We start from the raw sequence: 20,746 nt of genomic DNA, 5'->3' as shown, positions 1-20,746 counted from the left end.
CGGCCGCCAAGGCGGCCTACCTGGCGGGATCATTGCGCAAGGCCGCGCCCTCCTGTTGCGACGTCACAAATCCTCTCAATGCAGGGGTGAGCCGGAAAACGAGCTTCTCGATCTCCACCACGAGGAAAAACAGGACGCCACCACCGACGAGCCACCCCCACGCCGACAAGGGCAGAGCCTCGGTGTGGAAAACGGCATGGAACGGGAACGTATAGGTGAACAGAAGCTGCAAGACCACGACGCCGGCTATTCCGTACCAGAGATAGCGATTGCCTGTATGGGCGCGCACGGACAGCGACGAATCGAGCAGATACCGGATGTTGAGCAGATAGAACACCTGGCCCAGCGTAATGGCGTTGACCGCGGCCGTGCGCGCCATCTGATCCGACGCCCCTTGCGACTTCATCCAGAAGAAGGTGGACAGCGTATAGATCACGAGCGCCGCGCCGACGAACAGGATGCGCCAGATGCCGAAGCGCGTGACGATCGGCCGGTCGATTGCGCGTGGCGAGCGGCGCATCACGTCTGCCTCGTGCGGCTCGAACGAAATGGTCAGGCCGAGCGCGACGGAAGTAACCATGTTGACCCACAGGATCTGCGGCGCCGTGATCGGCAGCGTGAAGGCGAACAGGATCGCCACCGCGATCACCGCGCCTTGCGCGACATTGGTCGGCAGCATGAACAGCATCGCTTTCTCGATGTTGTTGTAGACCGTGCGCCCTTCCTTCACCGCCGCGGAGATCGACGCGAAATTGTCGTCGGCGAGGATCATGCCCGCCGCCTCCTTCGTCACTTCGGTGCCCTTGATTCCCATCGCGACACCGATGTCGGCTTTCTTGAGCGCCGGCGCATCGTTGACGCCGTCGCCCGTCATCGCGACGATCTGCCGATTCGCCTGGATCGCCTTGACGAGCCGCAGCTTGTGCTCGGGACTCGCGCGCGCGAACACGTCGACGCTGCGCACGCATTCCTGCAGCGCCGCATCGTTCATCGCCTCGATCTCGGTGCCGGACACGGCGGTCTTGCCGTCGCCGATGCCCAGCATTCTTGCGATTGCCGCCGCCGTGATCTTGTGGTCGCCCGTGATCATCGTCACGCGAATGCCGCCGCCGTGGCATTCGCGCACGGCGTCGATCGCCTCTTTGCGCGGCGGGTCCATCAGGCCCACGAGGCCGAGCAGTACGAGGGTACGCGGCAAGTCCTGCGGCCCGAGGCCGCCCGTACGCAGGCCCGGGTCCGACAGCCACGCGAGCCCGAGCACGCGCTCACCTTGCGCGGCGAGGCGGTCGCCCTCCCTCGCGAAGTGCTCGCGATCGAGCGGCGCCGGGCCTTGCGCCGTCTGCTGCCGGTCGCAGTGCTCGAGGATCACCTCCGGCGCGCCTTTGACCAGCAGCATCTCGCCGTCCGTCGAACGGTTCAGCGTCGCCATGAACTTGTGCTCGGACTCGAAGGGGATCGCGTCGATCCTCGGCGCGGCGGCCGTCTCGGCGGCACGGTCCATGCCCAGCTTGGAAGCGAACGGATAGAGCGCGCCCTCGGTCGGGTCACCCTCCACTTTCCATTTGCCGTCTTCCTCGAAGAGCTCGGCGTCGTTGCACAACAGCGACACGCGGCCCATCAGCTTGAGCACGTCCGGCGCGGCGCCGAGCGGCTTGCCATCGGCGCTGACCTCTCCTTCGCTGGCGTAGCCGTCGCCCGTAACGGCATAGGCCGCTTCGGCCGTTACGACGGAGGTCACCATCATCTCCATCAGGGTCAGCGTGCCCGTTTTATCCGAGCAGATGCGCGAGACGGCGCCCAGTGTTTCGACCGCCGGCAGGCGGCGAATAATGGCGTTGCGCTGGGCCATGCGCTGCACGCCGATGGCGAGCGTGATGGTGATGAGCGCCGGCAGGCCTTCCGGGATGACCGAGACCGCAATCCCCACGATGGCCTGGAACAGCTCGACGAAAGTCATCTGTCCGAGCCAGTGCCCCCAGGAGAAGAGCAGCACGCTGACAACGGCGATCACTGCCGTGATGACGTAGCCGAACTTCTTGATCTGGCGCAGCAGCGGCGTCTCGAGCGCGCTGACCTCGGCGAGCATCTGGTTGATCCGGCCGAGTTCGGTCTGGCTCCCGGTCGTCACCACGACGCCGGTTGCCCGGCCCGACAAGACCATCGTGCCGCAGAACGCCATGTTCTCGCGGTCGCCGACCGTGGCTTTGGCGGGTACCGGCGTGGTGCCCTTCTCGGCCGGGAGGGATTCCCCCGTGAGAGCCGCTTCTTCCGTGCGCAGGTTCCTGGCGTCGACGAGACGCATGTCCGCCGGGATTTTGTCGCCCGATTCCAGTAGCACGATGTCGCCAGGAACGAGTTCCTCGGCGGGGATCAAGCGAACCGCTCCGCCACGCATCACGCGCGCTTCCGCGGACAGCATGTTGCGAATCGAGTCGAGCGCCTTCTCGGCGCGTCCTTCCTGCAGGAAGCCGAGCAGCGAGTTGAGGATGACGACGGCCAGAATGACCGAGCCATCGAGCCACAGGCCCAGCATGAACTTGACGAAACCGGCCGCGAGCAGCACGTAGATCAGAACGTTGTGGAGCTGCATCAGGAAGCGTACGACCGGCCCCCTCTTCTTGCCCTGCGGGAGGCGGTTCGGCCCATAGGTGGACAGCCGCCCGGTCGCTTCCGTTGCATCGAGGCCCTGCGCGGGATCGACGTTGAACTGCCGTTCGATGTCACCGGCCGGCATCGCATGCCACGGCGTCGCACTCTCAACTGAGCTCATCCTCGTGTCTCCCGGTTCCAGTGATTTCGGGTCAGGGGGCCGCTCTCAATGGTCTGGATCGTCCCCGGGTTGATCGGGTCTCGTCGCGTCCACCGCTTCAGCGTCGAGCTCCTCCCTCGCGGCGGCGAGATCCTTCATCTGCTCTTGCGTGGCTTTCGGATATTCGAGGTCGAGCTTCTCGACGGCCTCGACGATCGCGGCCGCGACGATGAGGCGCGTGAAAGGTTTGTTGTCGGCGGGCACGACGAACCACGGAGCCGCTTCGGAGGCCGTCGCGCGGATCGCCTCTTCATAGGCGTGCATATAGTCGTTCCAGTAGCGACGCTCGCGAACGTCGGCTGCGGAAAATTTCCAGTGCTTGTCGGGATTGTCGAGGCGATCCATGAATCGCCTCTTCTGCTCCCCGTACGACAGGTTCAGATAGAACTTGAGAATGACCACGCCCTGGCGCGTCAGATAGTCCTCGAAGCGCGCGATGTCGGCGAGCCGCTCGTCCCATATGTTGTTGCCCACCCGTGCCGGTGGGATCTTCTGCGCATGGAGCAGATGCTGATGCACGCGCACCACCAGCACCTCTTCATAGTACGAGCGGTTGAAAATGCCGATGTGCCCGCGCTCGGGCACTTTCCTCGAATAGCGCCAAAGGAAGTCGTGGGAGAGCTCCTCATCCGACGGCTGCTTGAACGAGATGACATCGCACCCCTGCGGATTGACGCGCGACATCACATGCTTGATCGTCCCATCCTTTCCCGCGGCGTCCATGGCCTGGAACACCAGCAGCACGGACCAGGAATCCTGCGCGTAGAGGATCTCCTGCTCCATCGCGAGCCATTTCGACCCGCGCTGGAGTAGTTGCTGCGCCTCTTCCTTATGCATTCTGAGTCCCACCGTCTCGCCGGGATCGAAATCCTTCAGGAAGAAATCTTTGCCGCTCGTGACGCGGAACGGATCGGTGTATGCCCGCAGCGCGTCGAGTATTTCCATGCGAACCATCGCTCTTTCTCCACGGCATCTGCATTCAGTTGCACGATTCGCGGATTGCATCGCAACCGCAGTCGTACTGTTCACAACTCTTTCTGATAATAGGTCACGCAAACGGAAACGTGCTCATCGGCAACGACGCTGCGCACCCGCGTAGCGACGGGAAACACACTGATCCTGTCGACGCCGACGCAAGGCGGTCACTATCTCGCCGATGTGATTGCGGGTCTGCTGCTCAGTGCGCTGACGATTGCAGCGCTCAAGCGCGGCATGCACCTGCTGGCGCCGCGCAAATCCGCGAATGCGCCGAGCTCGCGGTCCATGCCGGTGCGAACGGCATGAGCTGGACGCTCGGCAGCGGCCGCGCGGACTAACGTGAACGCGGCGCGGCTTGCGCCGCGCCGCCGTGGTTCGAAGCGACTGGAAGACCGCGCGCTAGCCCGGCGCCCGCCCCAACACCTGCGAATCCGACGACGCCGTCGTCGACGTCTCGTCACGCCCGTGCCCATGCCCCGTCGTCGTGACCGCATTGGTGCCGCCGGGCCGACGCACCGATTTCGCGTGCCGCTCGATCAATCGCTGCAGCAAACAGAACGCGCACAGCAGCGCGCCGATCACGATGCGCGTCCACCACGAACTGAGCGTGCCGTCGAACGTAATCAGCGTCTGGATCGTGCCCAGAATGCCGACGCCGAACAGCGAGCCGACCACATAACCGACGCCGCCCGTCAGCAGCGTGCCGCCGATCACCGTGGCCGCAATCGCATCGAGTTCCATGCCCTGCCCTTGCAGCCCATAGCCCGACAGCACGTAGAACGTGAACACCGCGCCGCCGAGCGCCGAACAGAAGCCGCTCAGCGCATACACGCCGACCCGCGTGCGCGCGACCGGCAGGCCCATCAGCAGCGCCGAGCGCGGATTGCCGCCGACCGCATACACGTTGCGGCCGAAGCGCGTGAAATGGGCGACATAGATCGCGGCCGCGAGCGTCACAGCCGCGATCAGCACGTTCGCCGATACCGAACCGACGCCGACACTGAGACGAAACGCGGAGATCGCCTTGAACGTCGGATCGGTAATCGTGATCGACTGCGTCGTGATCAGAAAGCACAGGCCACGCGCGAAGAACATCCCCGCCAGCGTCACGATGAACGCCTGCAGGCGGAAGTAGTGAATCAGCGCGCCCTGCACCGCGCCGAACACCGTGCCCATCAACAGCACGATCGGAATGATGAGCCACACCGACACATGCATGTGCTCGGACAGCACGGCTTCGACGATCGTCGTCAGCGCGACGATCGAGCCCACCGACAGATCGATGCCGCCCGACACGATCACGAACGTCATGCCGATCGCGACGATCAGCAGGAACGCGTTGTCGACGAGCAGATCGAGCAACACCTGCCACGCGAAGAAACCGGTGTACATCACCGAACCAAAGCCGAACAGCGCGCAGAACAGCAAGACCGTCACAGCGATCGGCAGCGTGCGCGGATCGACCACGCGGGCGAGTGCTTCGAGAACGCGCGTCATCGTGCCACCCCGCGCGATTTGACGAGCGACGCGCCGAACGACACCGCGAGCGCGCGTGCCACCGGCGACTGGATCACGCTGACCGCGAGCACGACGGCCGCCTTCACGACGAGCGTCGCTTCCGGCGGCACGCCGATCGAATACGTGGTGTACGTGAGCGTCTGGATGATCAGCGCGCCGAGCACCGTGCCCGCGAAACTGAAGCGGCCGCCGAGCAGCGACGTGCCGCCGAGCGTCACGGCGAGAATCGCGTCGAGTTCGAGCAGCAAGCCCGCGTTGTTGCCGTCCGCGCTACGCACGTTCGAGCTGATCAGGATGCCGGCCAGCGCCGCGGTCAAGCCCGAGAAGCCGTACACCGCGAATACGATCGCCTTCGAGCGCAAGCCGACGAGCCGTGTCGCAACCGGGTTCACGCCGATCGCGCGAATGAACAGGCCGAGCGCCGTGCCCTCCACCAGGGCGGCGGTCGCCAGCACGGCTACGGTCGCGATCCATACCGAGCACGGCACGCCGAGCCAGTAGCCGCCACCGACGAACAGATAGCCGGGCGCGCCGATCGGGATGATCTGCCCGGCGGTCAGCAGTTGCGCGATGCCACGGCCCGCGACCATCAGAATCAGCGTCGCGATGATCGGCTGCATGCCGACGAACGCCACGAGCAGCCCGTTCCACATGCCGCTCAAGATGCCGACGACGAGCGCGGCCAGCAGCGCCTGCGCGATCAGCGCACCGCTCGGCACGGCCTGGGTCGCCAGTATCGTCGCGGCCGCGGCGCCCGCTATCGCGACCACCGCGCCGACCGAAATATCGATGCCGCGTGTCGCAATCACGAGCGTCATGCCGATCGCGACCAGCACGAGCGGCGCCGCGCGATTCAGGATGTCGATCGGCGCGCCGAACAGGTGGCCGTCGAGCGTGCGCAGCGCGAGAAAATGCGGATTGGCCAGCAGGTTCAGTCCGAACAGCAACACGAGCGTCACGCATGGCCACAGCAGCGGACGCTCCACCCCGTCGCGCGCGAACCAGTTCGATAGCTTCATTCGCCGCTCCCTGCGATGAGTCGGTAGATGTTGTCCTCGTTCGATGCCTTACCGGCCACCTCGGCGATCTTGCGGCGATCGCGCAGCACCGCGACGCGATGGCTCACGCGCAGCACCTCGCTGATCTCCGACGAGATGAACAGGATGGACAGGCCGTTCGCGCACAGCGCGAGCAGCCGGTCCATGATGTCGAACTTCGCGGCGACGTCGATGCCGCGGGTCGGCTCGTCGAGGATCAGCAGTTTGGGATCGGTTGCCAGCCAGCGCGCGAGCAGCGCCTTCTGCTGGTTGCCGCCGGACAGCAGCGCGATCGGCTGCTCGGCGTCGGACGCCTTGATGCCGAGCCGCTCGATCCACATATCGGCGAGCTCGCGCGCGCGTTGCCGGCTGATCTTGCGCCACCAGCCGCGCCGCGCCTGCAACGCGAGCATGATGTTTTCGCGGATCGACAGTTCGGCGACGATGCCTTCCTTCTTGCGGTCTTCCGCGCAATAGCCGATGCCGTGGCGCACCGCGTCGTGCGGCGTGCGCAGCCGCACGGCGCGCCCTTCGACGAGGATCGTGCCGCTGTCCGCGCGATCCGCGCCGAACAGAAGCCGCGCGGTTTCGGTGCGGCCCGAGCCGAGCAGACCCGCGAGGCCGAGAATCTTGCCGGCCTGCATCTCGAGATCGATCGGCTGCAAGGTGCCGCGACGGCCGACGCCGCGCAGCTCGATGAACGGCTGCGTGGCCGTTGCTTCCGTGTGGTCTTGCGCGACCTCCTGATCGTCGGCGGCCTGTCCGTCGTGCGCCGCTTCGCGCAGACGCGCGCTCATGCGCTCGTGGCCGACCATCTTCGCGACCAGCTGATCCGCGGACAGATCGCGCGCGAGATATTCGCCTTCGCGCTCGCCGTTGCGCATCACCGTGATGCGATCGGAGATCGCATAAGTCTGCTCGATGAAATGCGTGACGAACAGGATCGCAATGCCCGATCGCTTAAGATGTCGAAGTATTTTGAATAGCTGCGCGACTTCGCTGTCGTCGAGGCTCGAAGTCGGTTCGTCGAGAATCAGCACGCGCGCATCGACGGACAACGCTCGCGCGATCGCGACCATCTGCTGCACGGCGATCGGATAGGCGTCGAGCGAGCGCGTGACGTCGAGCGACACGTCGAGGCGCGCGAGCGCTTCCTGCGCGCGCCGCTTGATGTCGGGCCAGTCGATCGCGCCGAAGCGGCGCGGCTGCCGGCCCGCGAAGATGTTCTCCGCCACCGACAGATTCGGGCACAGGTTCACTTCCTGGTACAGCGTGCGCACGCCGGCCGCCTCGGCTTCCTGCGGCGACGCGAACGCGACCACCTCGCCGCCGAGGCGGATCGTGCCGGCATCGGGTGCGAGCACACCGGTGAGCACGTTGATCAAGGTGGATTTGCCGGCGCCGTTCTGGCCCATCAGCGTATGGACCTCGCCGGGAAACAGGCGGAAGTCGACGTGTTGCAACGCCTTCACGCCCGGAAATGTCTTGCTGACGCCGGAGGTCGCCAGAATCGGTTCGCGCGCGCTCATGTCATTCTGTTGGCTTGGCGCGCCCGGCGGCGTGCCGCGCCGCGGCTGGTCCGGCTGGTCCGGCTGATTCGGTTCGGTAGCGGAATGGGTCATGGACCTCGCTCGATCGGCTATGCATGGTTCGGCAGGCCCCAGTGACATGCTCCTGCGGGCGCATGCTCCTGAAAAGAGACCGCCCGCTGCAGAAGAAAGCAGCCCGGGCGGTCAGGCACCACTGGAGAAACCTGTTCGATGCGTCCGTACTGCACATCTCCTTCGCGCCGTGAGCCCGTTGGCCCCGGCGCCTGAACACGCACACGCCGCGGCGCTCGCGCGAGCGCTGCCGCGGCGACGTTGCGCGCCGCGTCAGTACTTACGCGACGGCAGAGTTTGCGCGGCCACGCTCATCGGGAAGACAGTCTCCTGAGTCAGGATGCGCTTCGGCAGCGGCTTGCCAGCCACCACGTCTTTCACCGCCGACATCAGCTGCGGTCCGAGCAGCGGGCTGCACTCGACGTCGACGTTCATCTTGCCGGCGGCCATCGCCTGGAAGCCGCCCTTGGTTGCGTCGAACGAAACCACCACGACGTCCTTGCCCGGATGCATGCCGGCTTCTTCCATCGCCTGGATCGCGCCGAGCGCCATGTCGTCGTTATGAGCATAGACGACGTTGATCTTGTTGCCGTAGGTCTTGATGAACGCTTCCATCACCTGCTTGCCGCCGGCGAGCGTGAAGTCGCCGCTTTGCGACGCGATGATCTTGAACTTCGGATCGCTCTTGATCACTTCGATCAGACCCGCGTGGCGGTCGTTGGCCGGCGCGGAGCCGACCGTGCCTTGCAGCTCGGCGATGTTGACCGGACCTTTATCGTCCTTGTAGTGATCCGCGAGCCAGTGGCCGCCGCGCCGTCCTTCTTCGAGGAAGTCCGAGCCGATCATCGTCACGTACAGCGACGTGTCCTTCACGTCGATGTTGCGGTCGGTCAGGATCACCGGAATCTTCGCGGCCTTGGCTTCGAGCAGCACCGGCTCCCAGCCCGATTCGACGACCGGCGAGAACGCGATCACGTCGACCTTCTGCGCGATATACGAGCGGATCGCCTTGATCTGGTTTTCCTGCTTCTGCTGCGCGTCGGAGAATTTGAGGTTGATGCCGGCCTCCGTCGCCGCCGACTTCACCGATTCGGTATTCGCGGTGCGCCATGCGCTTTCCGCACCGACCTGCGCAAAACCGAGCGTAATTTTCTTGTCCTCGGCATGCGCGCCAGGCGTGGCCAGCGTCAGCGCTCCGAGACTCGCGCAAAGCGCGAGCGCGCCCAGAGCGCGACACGCGGCACGTCGTGTATTCGCCATGACAGTCTCCAATCGTTGTTGTGTAGACGACCCAGCGGTCTGCCCGGCCCTCGTGGCCCTCACGGCCCATGGATCGTGATGTAGCGTACTGTGCGAGGCGTTAACCGTCCAATCATATGATTCGCGCCCTCGATATCAATTTTGGTATGGCGCGCCGGTCAGAGCATTGCCGCTCGCTGCCTCAGGTCGGCGTCATTCTCGGAGTGACCCAGCGAAACGTCAGATTGATGCGCTCGCCGCTCACGCGCGGCTCCTTCGGCACCCGATGACGCCACTGCGCCTGGGTGTCGCCTTTCATCACGAGCAGGCTGCCGCCCTTCAGCGAGAGCGATTGCACGACGCCGCTGCGGTTGTGCTGCAGATCGAACCTGCGCGCGACGCCGAGGCTCACCGACGCGATCACCGGTCGCTTGCCGAGTTCGGGCTCGCGGTCCGCGTGCCAGCCCATGCTGTCGGCGCCACTGCGGTAACGATTCAGCAGCACGCTGTTAAAACGCGCGCCGCTGGTCGCCTCGACGGCCGCCTTCAGTTCGGCGACGGCGGGCGTCCATGCTTGCGGCACGTTGCGGATGCCCGAGTACACGTACACCGCGTCCGGCTCGCCCTGCCAGGCGGTCAGACGCGGCAGTGCAACACGGCCGGCGGGCGTGCCCATCAGGTCCTGGCGCCATTGCACTTCGTCGATCAGTCGGGCCAGCAGGCGTTCGGCGTCGGCCGCTGCGAGCCAGTCGGGATACCAGTCGACGTCGGGCGTCGGCAGGTCGTTGAATAAATCGGTGCTCATCGGAATGTCTGGATGCAAGCGGACAAGTCAAAACCCTGACTATTATGGCGACACCGGCTCACCCGCTGATTCACGCGCGTTGCTCTTTCATTCGACGCGGCTCTGCGCGTTCCCTCTGTTCTTTCGCACGGACTACTTCCATGACACTTTCGGATCAGGCGCTCGCGCAGCTCTTTCGCGACGCGCGTACGCACAATGGCTGGCAGAACAAGCCGATCGACGACGCCGTGCTGCGCGAGCTGATGGAGCTCGTACTGCTCGGCCCGACCTCGGCCAATTCGAGTCCGGGCCGCTTCGTGTTCGTCAGGACGTCGGAGGGCAAGGAGAAACTGCGCCCGGCGTTATCGGCTGGCAATCTCGAGAAAACGATGGCCGCGCCCGTCACGGTGATCGTCGCCATGGACATGGCCTTCTACGAGTATCTGCCGAAACTGTTTCCCCATGCGGATGCGCGCAGCTGGTTCGTCGGCAACGAGCGGTTGATCGCGGACACGGCGTTTCGCAATTCGACGCTGCAAGGCGGGTATCTGATTCTCGCGGCGCGTGCGCTCGGTCTCGACACTGGGCCGATGTCGGGCTTCGATCAGGCCAAGGTCGACGAAGCGTTTTTTGCGGGCACGACGCTGAAGTCGAACTTCCTGATCAATCTTGGCCACGGCGATCCGTCAAAGCTGTTTGCACGCAGCCCGCGTTTTTCGTTCGACGAAGCGGCGCGCATAGTGTGACGGGGCGTTGATGATGGATGGCACTGCGGGTGCGCGCCACGCGCTGGATCGGATCGCGTCAGGTCAGCACCGCGATATAAAAGACCACCGTGCCGATCAGCGCACCGATGAAGCAGAAGCCCTCTTCGGCTTCGTCGCCATTCGAGCGCAGCCACGCGCCGACCGCACCGAACAGGCCAGCGATGCCAAGCGCGACGCACACCATCACGACGTCGAACAGCGCGCTTTTGCCGAGTTCGGAGAAATCGATGTTGCGTACGCCGACGTAAAGCGCAATCGCCATCAGCGAGATACCGACGAGCGGCAGCATCACGTGGCTGCCCTCGTGCCCGACATGATGCTCATGATGCACGTCGTGCGCGTGATGCCACAGGTGGCCCGATTTGAGCAGCTTCATGGTGTGCCTCCCCCCGCCCGATCTTTCCCGGCGACAGAACCAGTCATGGCCGAAGCGCCCTACGCCGCCCCGGCAACAAGCTGGCTTGTTTCAAGCATACTCCACGCATGAATACAATTCAAAGCCCATTTAATTCGCTTGCATAGGCATTGAATGCGTGGCGCGCGGCCCTGTAAGTATGTGCTGAGCACGGAATGCGCCTGCCCCGGCGAACACCTTTCGTGGCGCGTCCCGGCGGCTTCGGGGCCGGCGTGTCGTGCGGTGCGGGAGCACGAATTTTGCGGCTACGGCAAGGGACTGAACATGTCGGTAGAATGATTCGCCGCGTTCCGTCAACCGATCGCCGCCGCGCTGTCGCTGATGCCGGCCCTTTGGCCTCCTTCCCGCCCTGATCCTTTTTATGCGACGTTCATCGTTTCTTGTCCGCATCATCCTGATTGGCATCCTGCTGCATATCTACGTCGGCTTGCGCCTGATTCCCGACATGCCGATCACCGCGGCCGGCCGCGGGCTGTGCGCGCTGTGGCTCGTGCTGTCGATCTTCCTGATCCCGGTCGGCATGATGGCGCGCGGCTTCAAGCGCCAGCCGCTCGGCGACCGTCTCGCGTGGGTGGGCCTGCTCGCGATGGGCTTCTTCTCGTCGCTGCTGGTACTGACGTTCGCGCGCGACCTCGTGCTGGCGTCGCTGCTGACGATCGACGCGATCTGGCCGAACACGCTCACGATCGCGCATTGGCGCACCGGCTCGGCGGCGGCGGTGCCGCTGCTCGCGCTGCTGTCGACGCTGATCGGCCTGTTCAACGCGCGCCGTCGCGCGCGCGTCGTCACGATCGACGTGCCGATCGACGATCTGCCTGCCGCGCTCGACGGCTTCACGATCGTGCAGATCAGTGACATCCACGTCGGCCCGACGATCAAGGGCCGTTATGTCGACGCGATCGTCGACGCGGTGAACCGGCTCAAGCCGGATCTGATCGCGGTGACGGGCGACGTCGTCGACGGCAGCGTGCCGCAGCTGAGCCGGCATACGCAGCCGCTGTCGCGGCTCGCCGCGCGGCACGGTGCGTTTCTCGTGACCGGCAATCACGAGTACTACTCCGGAGCGAACTCGTGGATCGCCGAATTCCGCCGGCTCGGCTTGCGGGTGCTGCTGAACGAACACGTGATCGTCGACCATGACGGCGCGCGCGCCGTCATCGCCGGCGTCACCGATTACTCGGCGGGTCATCACGACCCCGCGCATCGCAGCGACCCGGTCGCGGCGCTCGCCGGCGCGCCGGGCGACGTGCTGATCAGGGTGCTGCTCGCGCATCAGCCGCGTTCGGCCGAAGCGGCCGCGGCGGCCGGCTTTACGCTGCAGTTGTCGGGTCATACGCACGGTGGTCAGTTCTTTCCGTGGAATTTCTTTGTGCGCCTGCAACAGCCGTTCACGGCAGGCCTCGCGCGCCTGAACGGACTCTGGGTTTATACGAGTCGCGGTACGGGCTATTGGGGTCCGCCGAAACGACTCGGTGCGCCTTCGGAAATCACGCGCTTGAGACTCGTGCCGGGCGAACCGGATTGAACTCAACATTCGCAGTCCGGAGCAATTAATCACGGCCTGTCTACGATACGGCTGTAGCAAACCCACATGCGCTCTCTCCGCCGATCGCGGCTTGACTGAACTTTGCGCCGCCCTCTAAAATGCGCGCAATTCTTTTAACCGGAATCACGATCTTGGACAGTAGCAGTTGTACCAGCCGAGTATCGATTTGCCCGCTCGCCTGAGCGGCAGGATTTCCGCGTCAGGTGTCCCTGTCGCCGTCCTGCCCTCGGGCTCGATGGCGCACGTCGCTCTCATTTCATTGTCATTCGCGTACTGTCGGTGAAGCGCAGCGTGGCTCCATGCCATGCCGATGCCGCACGCTTGCGGCCGCTGCACGCGTGTGCGCGCGTATTTCGTTCCACCCTCATGCGCTTACCGCGCACGAGGTAGACGACCTGACGTTCCCACGCCTAGGCTTCACCCTGCGGCAGCACGCACGCCAACCTTTCTGAACGATGACACTCGAATTCTTCCTGCGGCTTCTGACCGCTTTTGCTTGCGGCGTCGCGATTGGCCTCGAACGACAGATGCGCCAGCGCACTGCCGGCCTGCGCACGATCACGCTCGTGGCGAGCGGCGCGTGCCTGTTCGTCACGCTCGGCGTGCTGACCGGCAACGGCGTCAGCGGCGTCACGCAGATTGCCGCCTATGTGGTGTCCGGCGTCGGCTTTCTTGGCGGCGGCGTCATCATGCGCGACAAAGGCTCGATCCAGGGGATCAACACCGCGGCGACGCTGTGGTGCTCGGCGGCCGTCGGCGTGTTGAGCGGCGCGGGACATTACGGACCGGCGCTCGCGGGCACCGCGGTCGTGCTGCTGGCCAACACCGTGCTGCGTGAAGTGAGCCGGATGATCAACTCGACGCCGGTTTCAAACGCCGACCTCGTGCGCGAGTACGTGCTGACGATCGTCTGCCGCGAAGCCGACGAGATCAACATTCGCACCGCGATTTCCAACTCCATGTACTCGGCGCCGCTGTCGTTCCAGAGCCTCACGAGCGAGGATGTCGAGGACGAACCGGCGCGCATTCGCGTGACGGCGACGCTGACGATGCATCCGAAGGATCAATCGAAGCTCGAACAGATGGCGAGCCGCCTAAGCATGGAAAAGAGCGTGTCCAGCGTCAGTTGGACCGCGCGGGAAGCGGAGCCGACGCCCGAGTGAAGCGCGGCGCGTAAGTCTCCTTTGTTCGCGCGCATCGTCTACACTTAGCTGGCAGCAGATTCAGAGAATGTTAATTCCGCGTCGTGAACGTGGACGGTCCCATAACCTTCGACTAAGCTCTGTCACCGTGATTTGTTCACACTCAACCAGGGAGTCTCGAATATGGAACACGGCATCATCGCATGGATCATCATCGGCGCGATCGCGGGCTGGCTCGCGGGTGTGCTGGTCAGGGGCGGCGGCTTCGGCCTGATCGTCGACATCATCGTCGGGATCATCGGCGCGTTCATCGGCGGGTGGCTCGCCGGCGTGCTGCATTTCTCGCTTGGCGGCGGCTGGATCGGCTCGATCATCACCGCATTGATAGGAGCGGTCATTCTGCTGTTTATTATCCGGCTCGTGCGACGAGGGTCCTGAGCACGGCATCCGACGTCATCAAGCGCCAGCGGGTTCGAATCGCTGGCGCTTTTTTATGGCCTGTTGCTTCTGCTTTTATCGCCGCGGTTGTGGCCGCCGCAGAATCAGGCCGGCAGCATCGACCCCGTATCGCGCAGCCGCGTATGCCATGCAAACGCCTGATCGAGGCAATGCGGCGTCTGCCCTCCCCAGAGCGACGCATCGCGGTAGTAGTCGCGCAACAGCTCGCGATACCGCGGATGCACGCAATGCTCGATGATCAGCGTCGCACGTTCGCGCGGCGCGAGGCCGCGCAGATCGGCGAGACCCTGCTCGGTGACGACGACGTCGACGTCGTGTTCGTTGTGATCGCAATGCGGCACCATCGGCACGATGCTCGAAATGCGGCCGTCCTTCGCGGTCGACTTGCTCGCGAACACCGCGCACGACGCATTGCGCGCGAAGTCGCCCGAGCCGCCGATGCCGTTCATCATATGCGTGCCGCCGACATGCGTCGAATTGACGTTGCCGTAGATATCGAATTCGAGCGCGGTATTGAGCGCGATCAGACCGAGCCGCCGAATCACCTCGGGATGGTTGCTGACTTCCTGCGGACGCAGCACGAGCCGGTCGCGATAGCGCTCGATATCGCCAAATACCTGCGCCTGCCGCGCGGCCGACAACGTGATCGACGCGCCGGACGCGAACGTGACCTTACCAGCGTCCATCAGATCGAACGTCGAATCCTGAAGGACTTCCGAATAAATTTCGAACACCTCGAAAGGCGAATCGACGAATCCTGCCAGCACCGCGTTGGCGATCGTACCGATGCCCGCCTGCAGCGGCGGCAACTGCTTCGGCATGCGGCCACGCGTGACTTCGTGCTGGAAAAATTCGATCAAATGACCGGCGATCAACGCGGTTTCCCGATCCGCGGGCAAGACCGTGGACGGGCTGTCGGCCATGTCCGTCATCACGATCGCCGCGATTTTCTCGGGCGCAATCTCGATAGCGGGTGTGCCGACGCGATCCTGCGCGCGCACGATCGGCAGCGGCTCGCGATGCGGCCGGCGCCCCGGAATCCAGATGTCGTGCAAGCCTTCGAGCCCGAGCGGCTGCGCAAGATTGATCTCGACGATGACCTCGTCCGCGAGAATCGCGAAGCTCGCCGAATTGCCGACCGACGTCGTCGGCACGATACCGCCGCTCTCCGTGATCGCGGCGGCTTCGATGATCGCGACATCGAGCTTGCCGAGCTGGTTCGCGCGCAGCATCTCGACGGTCTCGGACAGATGCTGATCGACGAACATCACTTCGCCGCGATTGATGGCGTCGCGCAGCGTCTTGTCTACCTGAAACGGCAGACGGCGCGCGAGCACATGCGCTTCGGTCAGCATGCGGTCAACGTCATGACCGAGCGAGGCGCCCGTCATCAACGTGATGCGCAGCGGCTCGCCCAGCCGGCGCGCACGCTCGGCGAGCGCGACCGGCACGGCCTTCGCGTCGCCCGCGCGCGTGAAACCGCTTGCGCCAACCCGCATGCCGTCGTGAATCAGAAGCGCCGCGTCGGCGGCCGTGGTGATTTTTCCGCGCAGCGCGGCGCAGCGAATTCGGTCTTCGTACATGAAAGGGAGTCTCTCCATAGTCGCCAGCTCCGTCTACTGGTGCGCACGTCTGCGGTGTGCTTCGCTCAATAGGCGGTTGCCGCACCCGCCGCGGCGTCTCGATCGGACGGCGTCGCGAGCAGGTGTTGGGTCGCGCGATAGGATCCGCGACAGGTGTTGCGCGTGAGGCAGCCGGACTCAGCTGCCGAAGTAGATGTTGCAGAAGCTCATCGGGCCGACACATTCATCAGCTTTCGCTTTCGGCGCTTCCCCATGCTTGCGCGGGGCAACCTTATCGGTGCGCTGGCCATCCGCTTGCGCAACCTGCTGCTCCGGCGCGGCCGGCGCCGTCTGTGCATAGGCGGCGGCAGCGGTGGACAAAGAACAGGCAATCAGGACCATCTTCAACACTTTCATCTCGTTCTCCAGGACTTACGACTACTGCGACGAATACTGCGAGGCAGTGACGAAACTATATGACCGCCACCTACGCGAATAAACGGGGCCGCCCGGAAGGGATCTTTCCATCTGGCAGAAAGATCCACGCAGCATTGCTCAGCGACGATTGAAGGGCGCGTCCTTGTCGAGCAACGCGCTACGAATGAAGTGCAGACAGCTCAAGATACGTTGCAGATCGTGATACCGGGCGCGCTCGGCGTGCACTGCCTGCAGCATGTCTTGCGCGAACCAGGTGGCCGAGCGCACGGCGACGAGTGCGCGTTCGAGCGAACGTGGACCTGGGCGTTCGAAGAGCCGGGCAAGATCGTCGCACGTGTGTTCGATCACGCTGCGCCGACGCGGCTGAAGGAGGTCGGCATAATCGGCGCGTGCGGCTTCGTTGCGCAGATCGATGACGGCGTGACCTACTTCGATCGTCGCGAGCATCCAGCGAAGTGCGTCGCGCCGTCGTCGTGAACGGTGCGTCAACAGCACGCGCAGTTGCGAAGTCAGATCATGCGTGCCCGACTGGAAACGTTGGTTCAGACCCGGCAGCGCGTCCTTGCATGCCGACACCGTTTGCGCTCGCAGGTCGCCCATGATCCGGTCGATGAGCCAGCGCATATCGGCGGGAAAGACCACCGCGAAAACAACCGCTGCGAGCAGCATCGACGCGGTGAGCGCGATGCCGTTGTTGATCAGCAGATCGGGCACGTAGCTGACGACGTTGTCCGGCCCGGCCAGCAGACAGAAGAACACCGAAAAGCCGATGCCAGGCCCTGCCGCGCCGCGCCGCGGCGCGATGAATGCGCCGAGCGCGAGCACCGGCGCGAGTACCACGCAAAGCAGCGGGAAACCATCGATGTTCGGATACACGTAGCACATGAACACATAGCCGGCCAGCGTCGCGAGCACCGCGCCGATCGCCATCTGGATGGCCATTCTGGTGGCGCTTGGCGCGGTGGACGTCAACGCGCAGACCAGTGTTGCGCCAATCACGGCGAGACCGCCGCTCGGCCAGTTGGTCGCGATCCAGAACGCACCGGCGATTCCGATGACGACAGCCGAGCGCACGAATGTGAACAATACGGCGAAGTGGTTTGTGCGGCTTATAGGTCTGCTTGTGCGGTGGCTCTTAGTTGGGCTTGAGCTGCATCGTAGGCGGTACTGCCGGCTTGCTGTTTTGCGCCACAAGCATGCATAGGTTTGCGAATAGTTTATCCATTCGCCCACGAATCGATACAGCAATTCGGCTGCCGTGTCGAAGTCCGCAAGCGATTCCGCGGACGCGGCTTCGAGTGGCCGCCTGGTTTCGCGTACCCGGCGTGGCAAGCTCGCTCGAAAGGGGCGCAGATCGGCTGCTGCGTGCGATGCTTCGACGCCGGCTTCAGCTTGTGCTTCGAACAAGGCTCCCAGTTCGTCGAGGTACGGACCGATGGCCGCGAGTATCGACACAGCGCGGCTGGCGCGCAACCGTTTGAGCAACTGATTCAGCGCATGCAGACGCGCGCACGCATCCATGAATTCGCTATTCAGACGCGCCAGATGCGCACTGCGCGAGCGCATCGCCGGATCTTCGAATGCGACGAACGTGCGGGTTGCTTCGAAGCCAGCGATTTCGTCGACGAAATCCGCGAAACGCCGTTCGAACTGATTGCGCTCGAGCCCGCGTGCGAGCATGTCGACAGCAAACGCAGTAAAATTCGCGTACCTGATCTGAAGGTTACGTCGCAGCGCAAGGATCGAGCGCTGGGGCAGCAGCAACGCGCTGACCGCGCTCGAACACACGATGCCGACCGCCACTTCCGCCGCACGCGTGAGTGCGGCGAGGAACAGTCCCTGAGGCGTCGTCACGTTTGGAATGCCGATCAGCGCGGCGGTGTAACCCGCGAGCACAAAACCGTACCATCTGAAATGCCGATACCGGACCGCCGCAGCAATACAGGCGCTCACCCACACGATCATGCCGAGCGTGTACAGTTCGGGCTGCTGAACGAACAGCCCGCCGAGCACGAGCGCGGCCACGGTCCCTACTGCCGTTCCGAGAATCCGGTAGAAGCTCTTCGCGAGCACCATGCCGCTGAACGGTTGCATCAACACAAAGACAGTGGTCATCGCAATGCGCGGCTGCGGCAGATCGAGCAGCATCGCGATGCCCAGCGCCAGCAGACCGGCGGTGACCGTCTTCAGCAGATGCAGCCAGGTCAGACCGTCGCTGGTGGCCCAGTCGCGCACGGCGCGATTGAGTTTGGCTCGGCTGAGGCGTCGCCGCATGACGCCGCGCGGACCGAAGAAATCCGCCGACGGTTCGATCGCATGATCGGGTTTCATCTGAAAACAGTGCACCCTACGTGGTCGCTGAGAGAGCCTCCGGACAGAATGGCCGACACCGGCAGGCGAGGCGCCGATTGTAGGAGTCCGCGATGTGTACATTAAGCCGATGGGTGCAGAACATCTGTTCCAGAACGGACAACAATAGTGTTCTGAGACTGACGGAAAATATGACCTTGATCATGAAACAGAAGGTTTGATGGACACGCTACAAAATATGCGAGTGTTTGTGCGCGTGGTTGAAGCCGGTAGCTTCACCGCGGCTGCGCAATCGCTCAATTCAACGACCGGCGCGATGTCTCGCGCGGTCTCGGAGCTTGAAGCACATCTGCGCACGCGCCTGCTGAATCGCTCGACGCGTCGGCTTGCGCTGACCACCGCCGGCGAGCGCTATCTGAAACGATCGCAGCAGATCCTCGCGGATGTCGATGTTGCGGAAGAAGAAGCCAGTTGCGCACACGAGCGACCAACCGGCGCACTGCGCATGCATAGCTTTGCGAGCATCGGCCAGCACTACGTCCTGCCGGCCATTTCGCGTTACCGCGAGCTTTATCCTGATGTGACCGTCGAGTTGACGCTATCGCAGCGCATGCCCGATCTGTTCGAGGGCAGCGCCGACGTGGCCGTGATCGGCGCATCGACGCTGCCGAATTCGGACCTCGTATCGTTTCCGCTGGGGACGACGTTCAGCATCCTGTGCGCATCGCCGGCCTACGCGCGGGCGCACGGCGCGCCGCAAGAACCGGCTGACCTTGCGCATCACGAATGTCTGATCCTGCATACGCCGGCGTTCCCGCCACATGAATGGACGCTCGACGGCCCGAACGGCAGTGAGTTGATGGAAGTCGACGGCCCCGTGCATGTGAACATCGCCGAATCATTGATCGTGGCGATCCGCGAAGGCATGGGCATCGGCATGGTGCCGCTCTACGCGGCCATTTCCGGGTTGCGCGATGGCACGCTGGTGCGCGTGTTGCCGGAATATACGCTGCAAAAGACGACTGTTTATGCGCTCTATCCGTCGCGCAAATTCATCGATGCAAAGACGCGCACGTGGGTCGAATTCTTGCGCTCGCATCTGCCGAAGGTGATTGCGCGCGACGAAGCATTGCTTGCTGAGGTCGGGCAACTAGGGGGCGGAGATGACCCAGTGCAGCTGGTTGGAGTTGCCCCTGTAACTCAGGACACGCGGACACCGTTAGATCGATGAAATCGCGGCAGCACGCCTGAACTCACGCGGCGAGCGGTATTCCAGGGCTTTGTGCGGATGGCGCTCATTGTAGTGTTCAAATGCAACAGGCAGACTCGAGAGCGCCGCTGGCGCGTCAGGCTCGTCCATACAGGCGACGTAATTGTCGCTTCATGATCTTCACGAACGATTCGACCATGCCATTGCTCTGCGGAGAACGTGCCGGCGTTGTCAATGACTCCAGGGCCAATTCGCGAGCGAAGCTGCGAGTGCGGTGGTCGAGATAAGCCGAGCCGTTGTCCGTCAACCATTCGATGGACGGCGCGACCTGCCCGGTGCCGAATTGCTGCGCGACGGCGGCCAGCATCGCGTCGCGCACTACATCACCGCTATGCCCGCCGGTCCCCGCCGCCCGGCCAATCGCCTCTCCGATCGCAGCAGTCGAGTGCGAACGTTACGCGCAACGGCGTGCCATCGTCGCACCGGAACATCTGTATCGCGATCAGCCTGCGCCACCCAGTTGTAGATGGTCTGTGCAGTCGGCTCGAACTCCTTTTCCAGTTCCTCCGGCCTGCGTCCGGCCTTCAGCAGCTCGACCATTTGCGCCCGAAATTCCGCCGGGTACGGGGTACGATGCTTGCCCATAATCGGCACCTCCTTCTCCAAAGGATAGATGTCCGTTTTTCTGGGTCAACTTCAGTATGCGCAAAAAAGCGTCGATCAACAGGCTACTTTTGGCAGTGGCTGGCAACGGCGTCCGACCACGCTTATTGTTCGTGCCCGGTCGAGCATGTTGTTGTTGATTTGGCCGCGTAAACGCAAAAACCCCACCGCGGCGGGTGGGGTTTCTGACTGGGGGGGGAGCCTGACGATTACCTACTTTCACACGGGCAATCCGCACTATCATCGGCGTGGAGTCGTTTCACGGTCC

General features: G+C 63.8%; 17 protein-coding genes and 1 pseudogene. 6 read left to right on the top strand and 12 right to left on the bottom strand.

Going from position 1 to position 20,746, the window contains the following annotated elements; genetic code table 11:
• Window positions 1-16: 16 nt before the first annotated feature.
• The 7 genes from F6X37_RS02365 to F6X37_RS02335 all read right to left on the bottom strand — a co-directional run bounded on the left by F6X37_RS02365 (window position 17) and on the right by F6X37_RS02335 (window position 9,987).
• Window positions 17-2,770 carry an HAD-IC family P-type ATPase gene (locus F6X37_RS02365; protein ID WP_187610175.1) on the bottom strand — a complete coding sequence of 918 codons (2,754 nt, stop codon included), beginning with the start codon at window positions 2,768-2,770 and terminating at the stop codon, window positions 17-19.
• Between the two features lie 45 nt (window positions 2,771-2,815).
• Complete coding sequence (locus F6X37_RS02360; protein WP_090806170.1) at window positions 2,816-3,763, bottom strand: polyphosphate kinase 2 family protein; 948 nt, start codon at window positions 3,761-3,763, stop codon at window positions 2,816-2,818.
• 423 nt (window positions 3,764-4,186) lie between these two features.
• The gene (gene yjfF, locus F6X37_RS02355) at window positions 4,187-5,284 is read right to left on the bottom strand and encodes a galactofuranose ABC transporter, permease protein YjfF (protein ID WP_018420772.1); all 1,098 of its coding nucleotides are present in this window, start codon (window positions 5,282-5,284) and stop codon (window positions 4,187-4,189) included.
• Window positions 5,281-6,324, bottom strand: coding sequence for an ABC transporter permease (locus F6X37_RS02350; protein WP_184068306.1), 1,044 nt, complete (start codon window positions 6,322-6,324; stop codon window positions 5,281-5,283). The genes yjfF and F6X37_RS02350 overlap by 4 nt, the downstream gene beginning before the upstream one ends.
• Window positions 6,321-7,964, bottom strand: a complete 1,644-nt coding sequence (locus tag F6X37_RS02345) for a sugar ABC transporter ATP-binding protein (RefSeq protein ID WP_187610174.1) — start codon at window positions 7,962-7,964, stop codon at window positions 6,321-6,323. The genes F6X37_RS02350 and F6X37_RS02345 overlap by 4 nt, the downstream gene beginning before the upstream one ends.
• Before the next feature lie 252 nt (window positions 7,965-8,216).
• Entirely contained in the window at window positions 8,217-9,203 is a 987-nt protein-coding gene (locus F6X37_RS02340) for an ABC transporter substrate-binding protein (protein WP_090806177.1), read from the bottom strand.
• A gap of 181 nt (window positions 9,204-9,384) precedes the next feature.
• Entirely contained in the window at window positions 9,385-9,987 is a 603-nt protein-coding gene (locus F6X37_RS02335) for an alpha-ketoglutarate-dependent dioxygenase AlkB family protein (protein WP_187610173.1), read from the bottom strand.
• A 140-nt stretch (window positions 9,988-10,127) separates the two neighbouring features.
• Between F6X37_RS02335 and F6X37_RS02330 the strand changes: the two genes are divergently transcribed.
• Window positions 10,128-10,712, top strand: coding sequence for a malonic semialdehyde reductase (locus tag F6X37_RS02330; protein ID WP_187610172.1), 585 nt, complete (start codon window positions 10,128-10,130; stop codon window positions 10,710-10,712).
• A 58-nt stretch (window positions 10,713-10,770) separates the two neighbouring features.
• Here F6X37_RS02330 and F6X37_RS02325 read toward each other — a convergent pair whose 3' ends face one another.
• Window positions 10,771-11,109: a hypothetical protein gene (locus tag F6X37_RS02325; protein WP_187610171.1), complete on the bottom strand. Its 339-nt coding sequence runs from the start codon at window positions 11,107-11,109 to the stop codon at window positions 10,771-10,773.
• Window positions 11,110-11,509: 400 nt separating this feature from the next.
• Between F6X37_RS02325 and F6X37_RS02320 the strand changes: the two genes are divergently transcribed.
• The 3 genes from F6X37_RS02320 (at window position 11,510) to F6X37_RS02310 (ending at window position 14,274) form a co-directional block, all read left to right on the top strand.
• Window positions 11,510-12,673: a metallophosphoesterase gene (locus F6X37_RS02320; RefSeq protein WP_090806186.1), complete on the top strand. Its 1,164-nt coding sequence runs from the start codon at window positions 11,510-11,512 to the stop codon at window positions 12,671-12,673.
• A 476-nt stretch (window positions 12,674-13,149) separates the two neighbouring features.
• Complete coding sequence (locus tag F6X37_RS02315) at window positions 13,150-13,857, top strand: MgtC/SapB family protein (RefSeq protein ID WP_187610170.1); 708 nt, start codon at window positions 13,150-13,152, stop codon at window positions 13,855-13,857.
• Between the two features lie 162 nt (window positions 13,858-14,019).
• The gene (locus F6X37_RS02310) at window positions 14,020-14,274 is read left to right on the top strand and encodes a GlsB/YeaQ/YmgE family stress response membrane protein (protein ID WP_187610169.1); all 255 of its coding nucleotides are present in this window, start codon (window positions 14,020-14,022) and stop codon (window positions 14,272-14,274) included.
• A gap of 104 nt (window positions 14,275-14,378) precedes the next feature.
• On the opposite strand, the gene F6X37_RS02305 is transcribed toward F6X37_RS02310, so the two are convergent.
• The 3 genes from F6X37_RS02305 to F6X37_RS02295 all read right to left on the bottom strand — a co-directional run bounded on the left by F6X37_RS02305 (window position 14,379) and on the right by F6X37_RS02295 (window position 18,626).
• On the bottom strand, window positions 14,379-15,878 hold the full coding sequence (locus F6X37_RS02305) for an acetyl-CoA hydrolase/transferase family protein (protein ID WP_187610300.1): 1,500 nt from the start codon (window positions 15,876-15,878) through the stop codon (window positions 14,379-14,381).
• Between the two features lie 177 nt (window positions 15,879-16,055).
• Complete coding sequence (locus F6X37_RS02300; protein WP_187610168.1) at window positions 16,056-16,274, bottom strand: hypothetical protein; 219 nt, start codon at window positions 16,272-16,274, stop codon at window positions 16,056-16,058.
• Window positions 16,275-16,412: 138 nt separating this feature from the next.
• Window positions 16,413-18,626, bottom strand: a complete 2,214-nt coding sequence (locus tag F6X37_RS02295) for an FUSC family protein (RefSeq protein ID WP_187610167.1) — start codon at window positions 18,624-18,626, stop codon at window positions 16,413-16,415.
• 199 nt (window positions 18,627-18,825) lie between these two features.
• Between F6X37_RS02295 and F6X37_RS02290 the strand changes: the two genes are divergently transcribed.
• Window positions 18,826-19,836, top strand: a complete 1,011-nt coding sequence (locus tag F6X37_RS02290) for a LysR family transcriptional regulator (RefSeq protein WP_187610166.1) — start codon at window positions 18,826-18,828, stop codon at window positions 19,834-19,836.
• On the opposite strand, the pseudogene F6X37_RS02285 reads toward F6X37_RS02290, so the two are convergent.
• Window positions 19,825-20,303, bottom strand: a pseudogene (locus F6X37_RS02285) (integrase core domain-containing protein); the annotation flags it as partial. The gene F6X37_RS02290 and the pseudogene F6X37_RS02285 overlap by 12 nt on opposite strands.
• 185 nt (window positions 20,304-20,488) lie before the next feature.
• On the opposite strand from F6X37_RS02285, the gene F6X37_RS36345 reads away from it, so the two are divergent.
• Window positions 20,489-20,746, top strand: a 258-nt coding sequence (locus F6X37_RS36345; protein WP_222944739.1) for a hypothetical protein, incomplete at its 3' end; no start/stop codon positions are given.

Origin of the sequence: Paraburkholderia sp. 31.1, from assembly GCF_014397645.1 — a bacterium.
GTDB classification, from domain to species: Bacteria; Pseudomonadota; Gammaproteobacteria; order Burkholderiales; family Burkholderiaceae; genus Paraburkholderia; species Paraburkholderia tuberum.
This window is presented reverse-complemented; position numbering and strand designations above follow the sequence as displayed.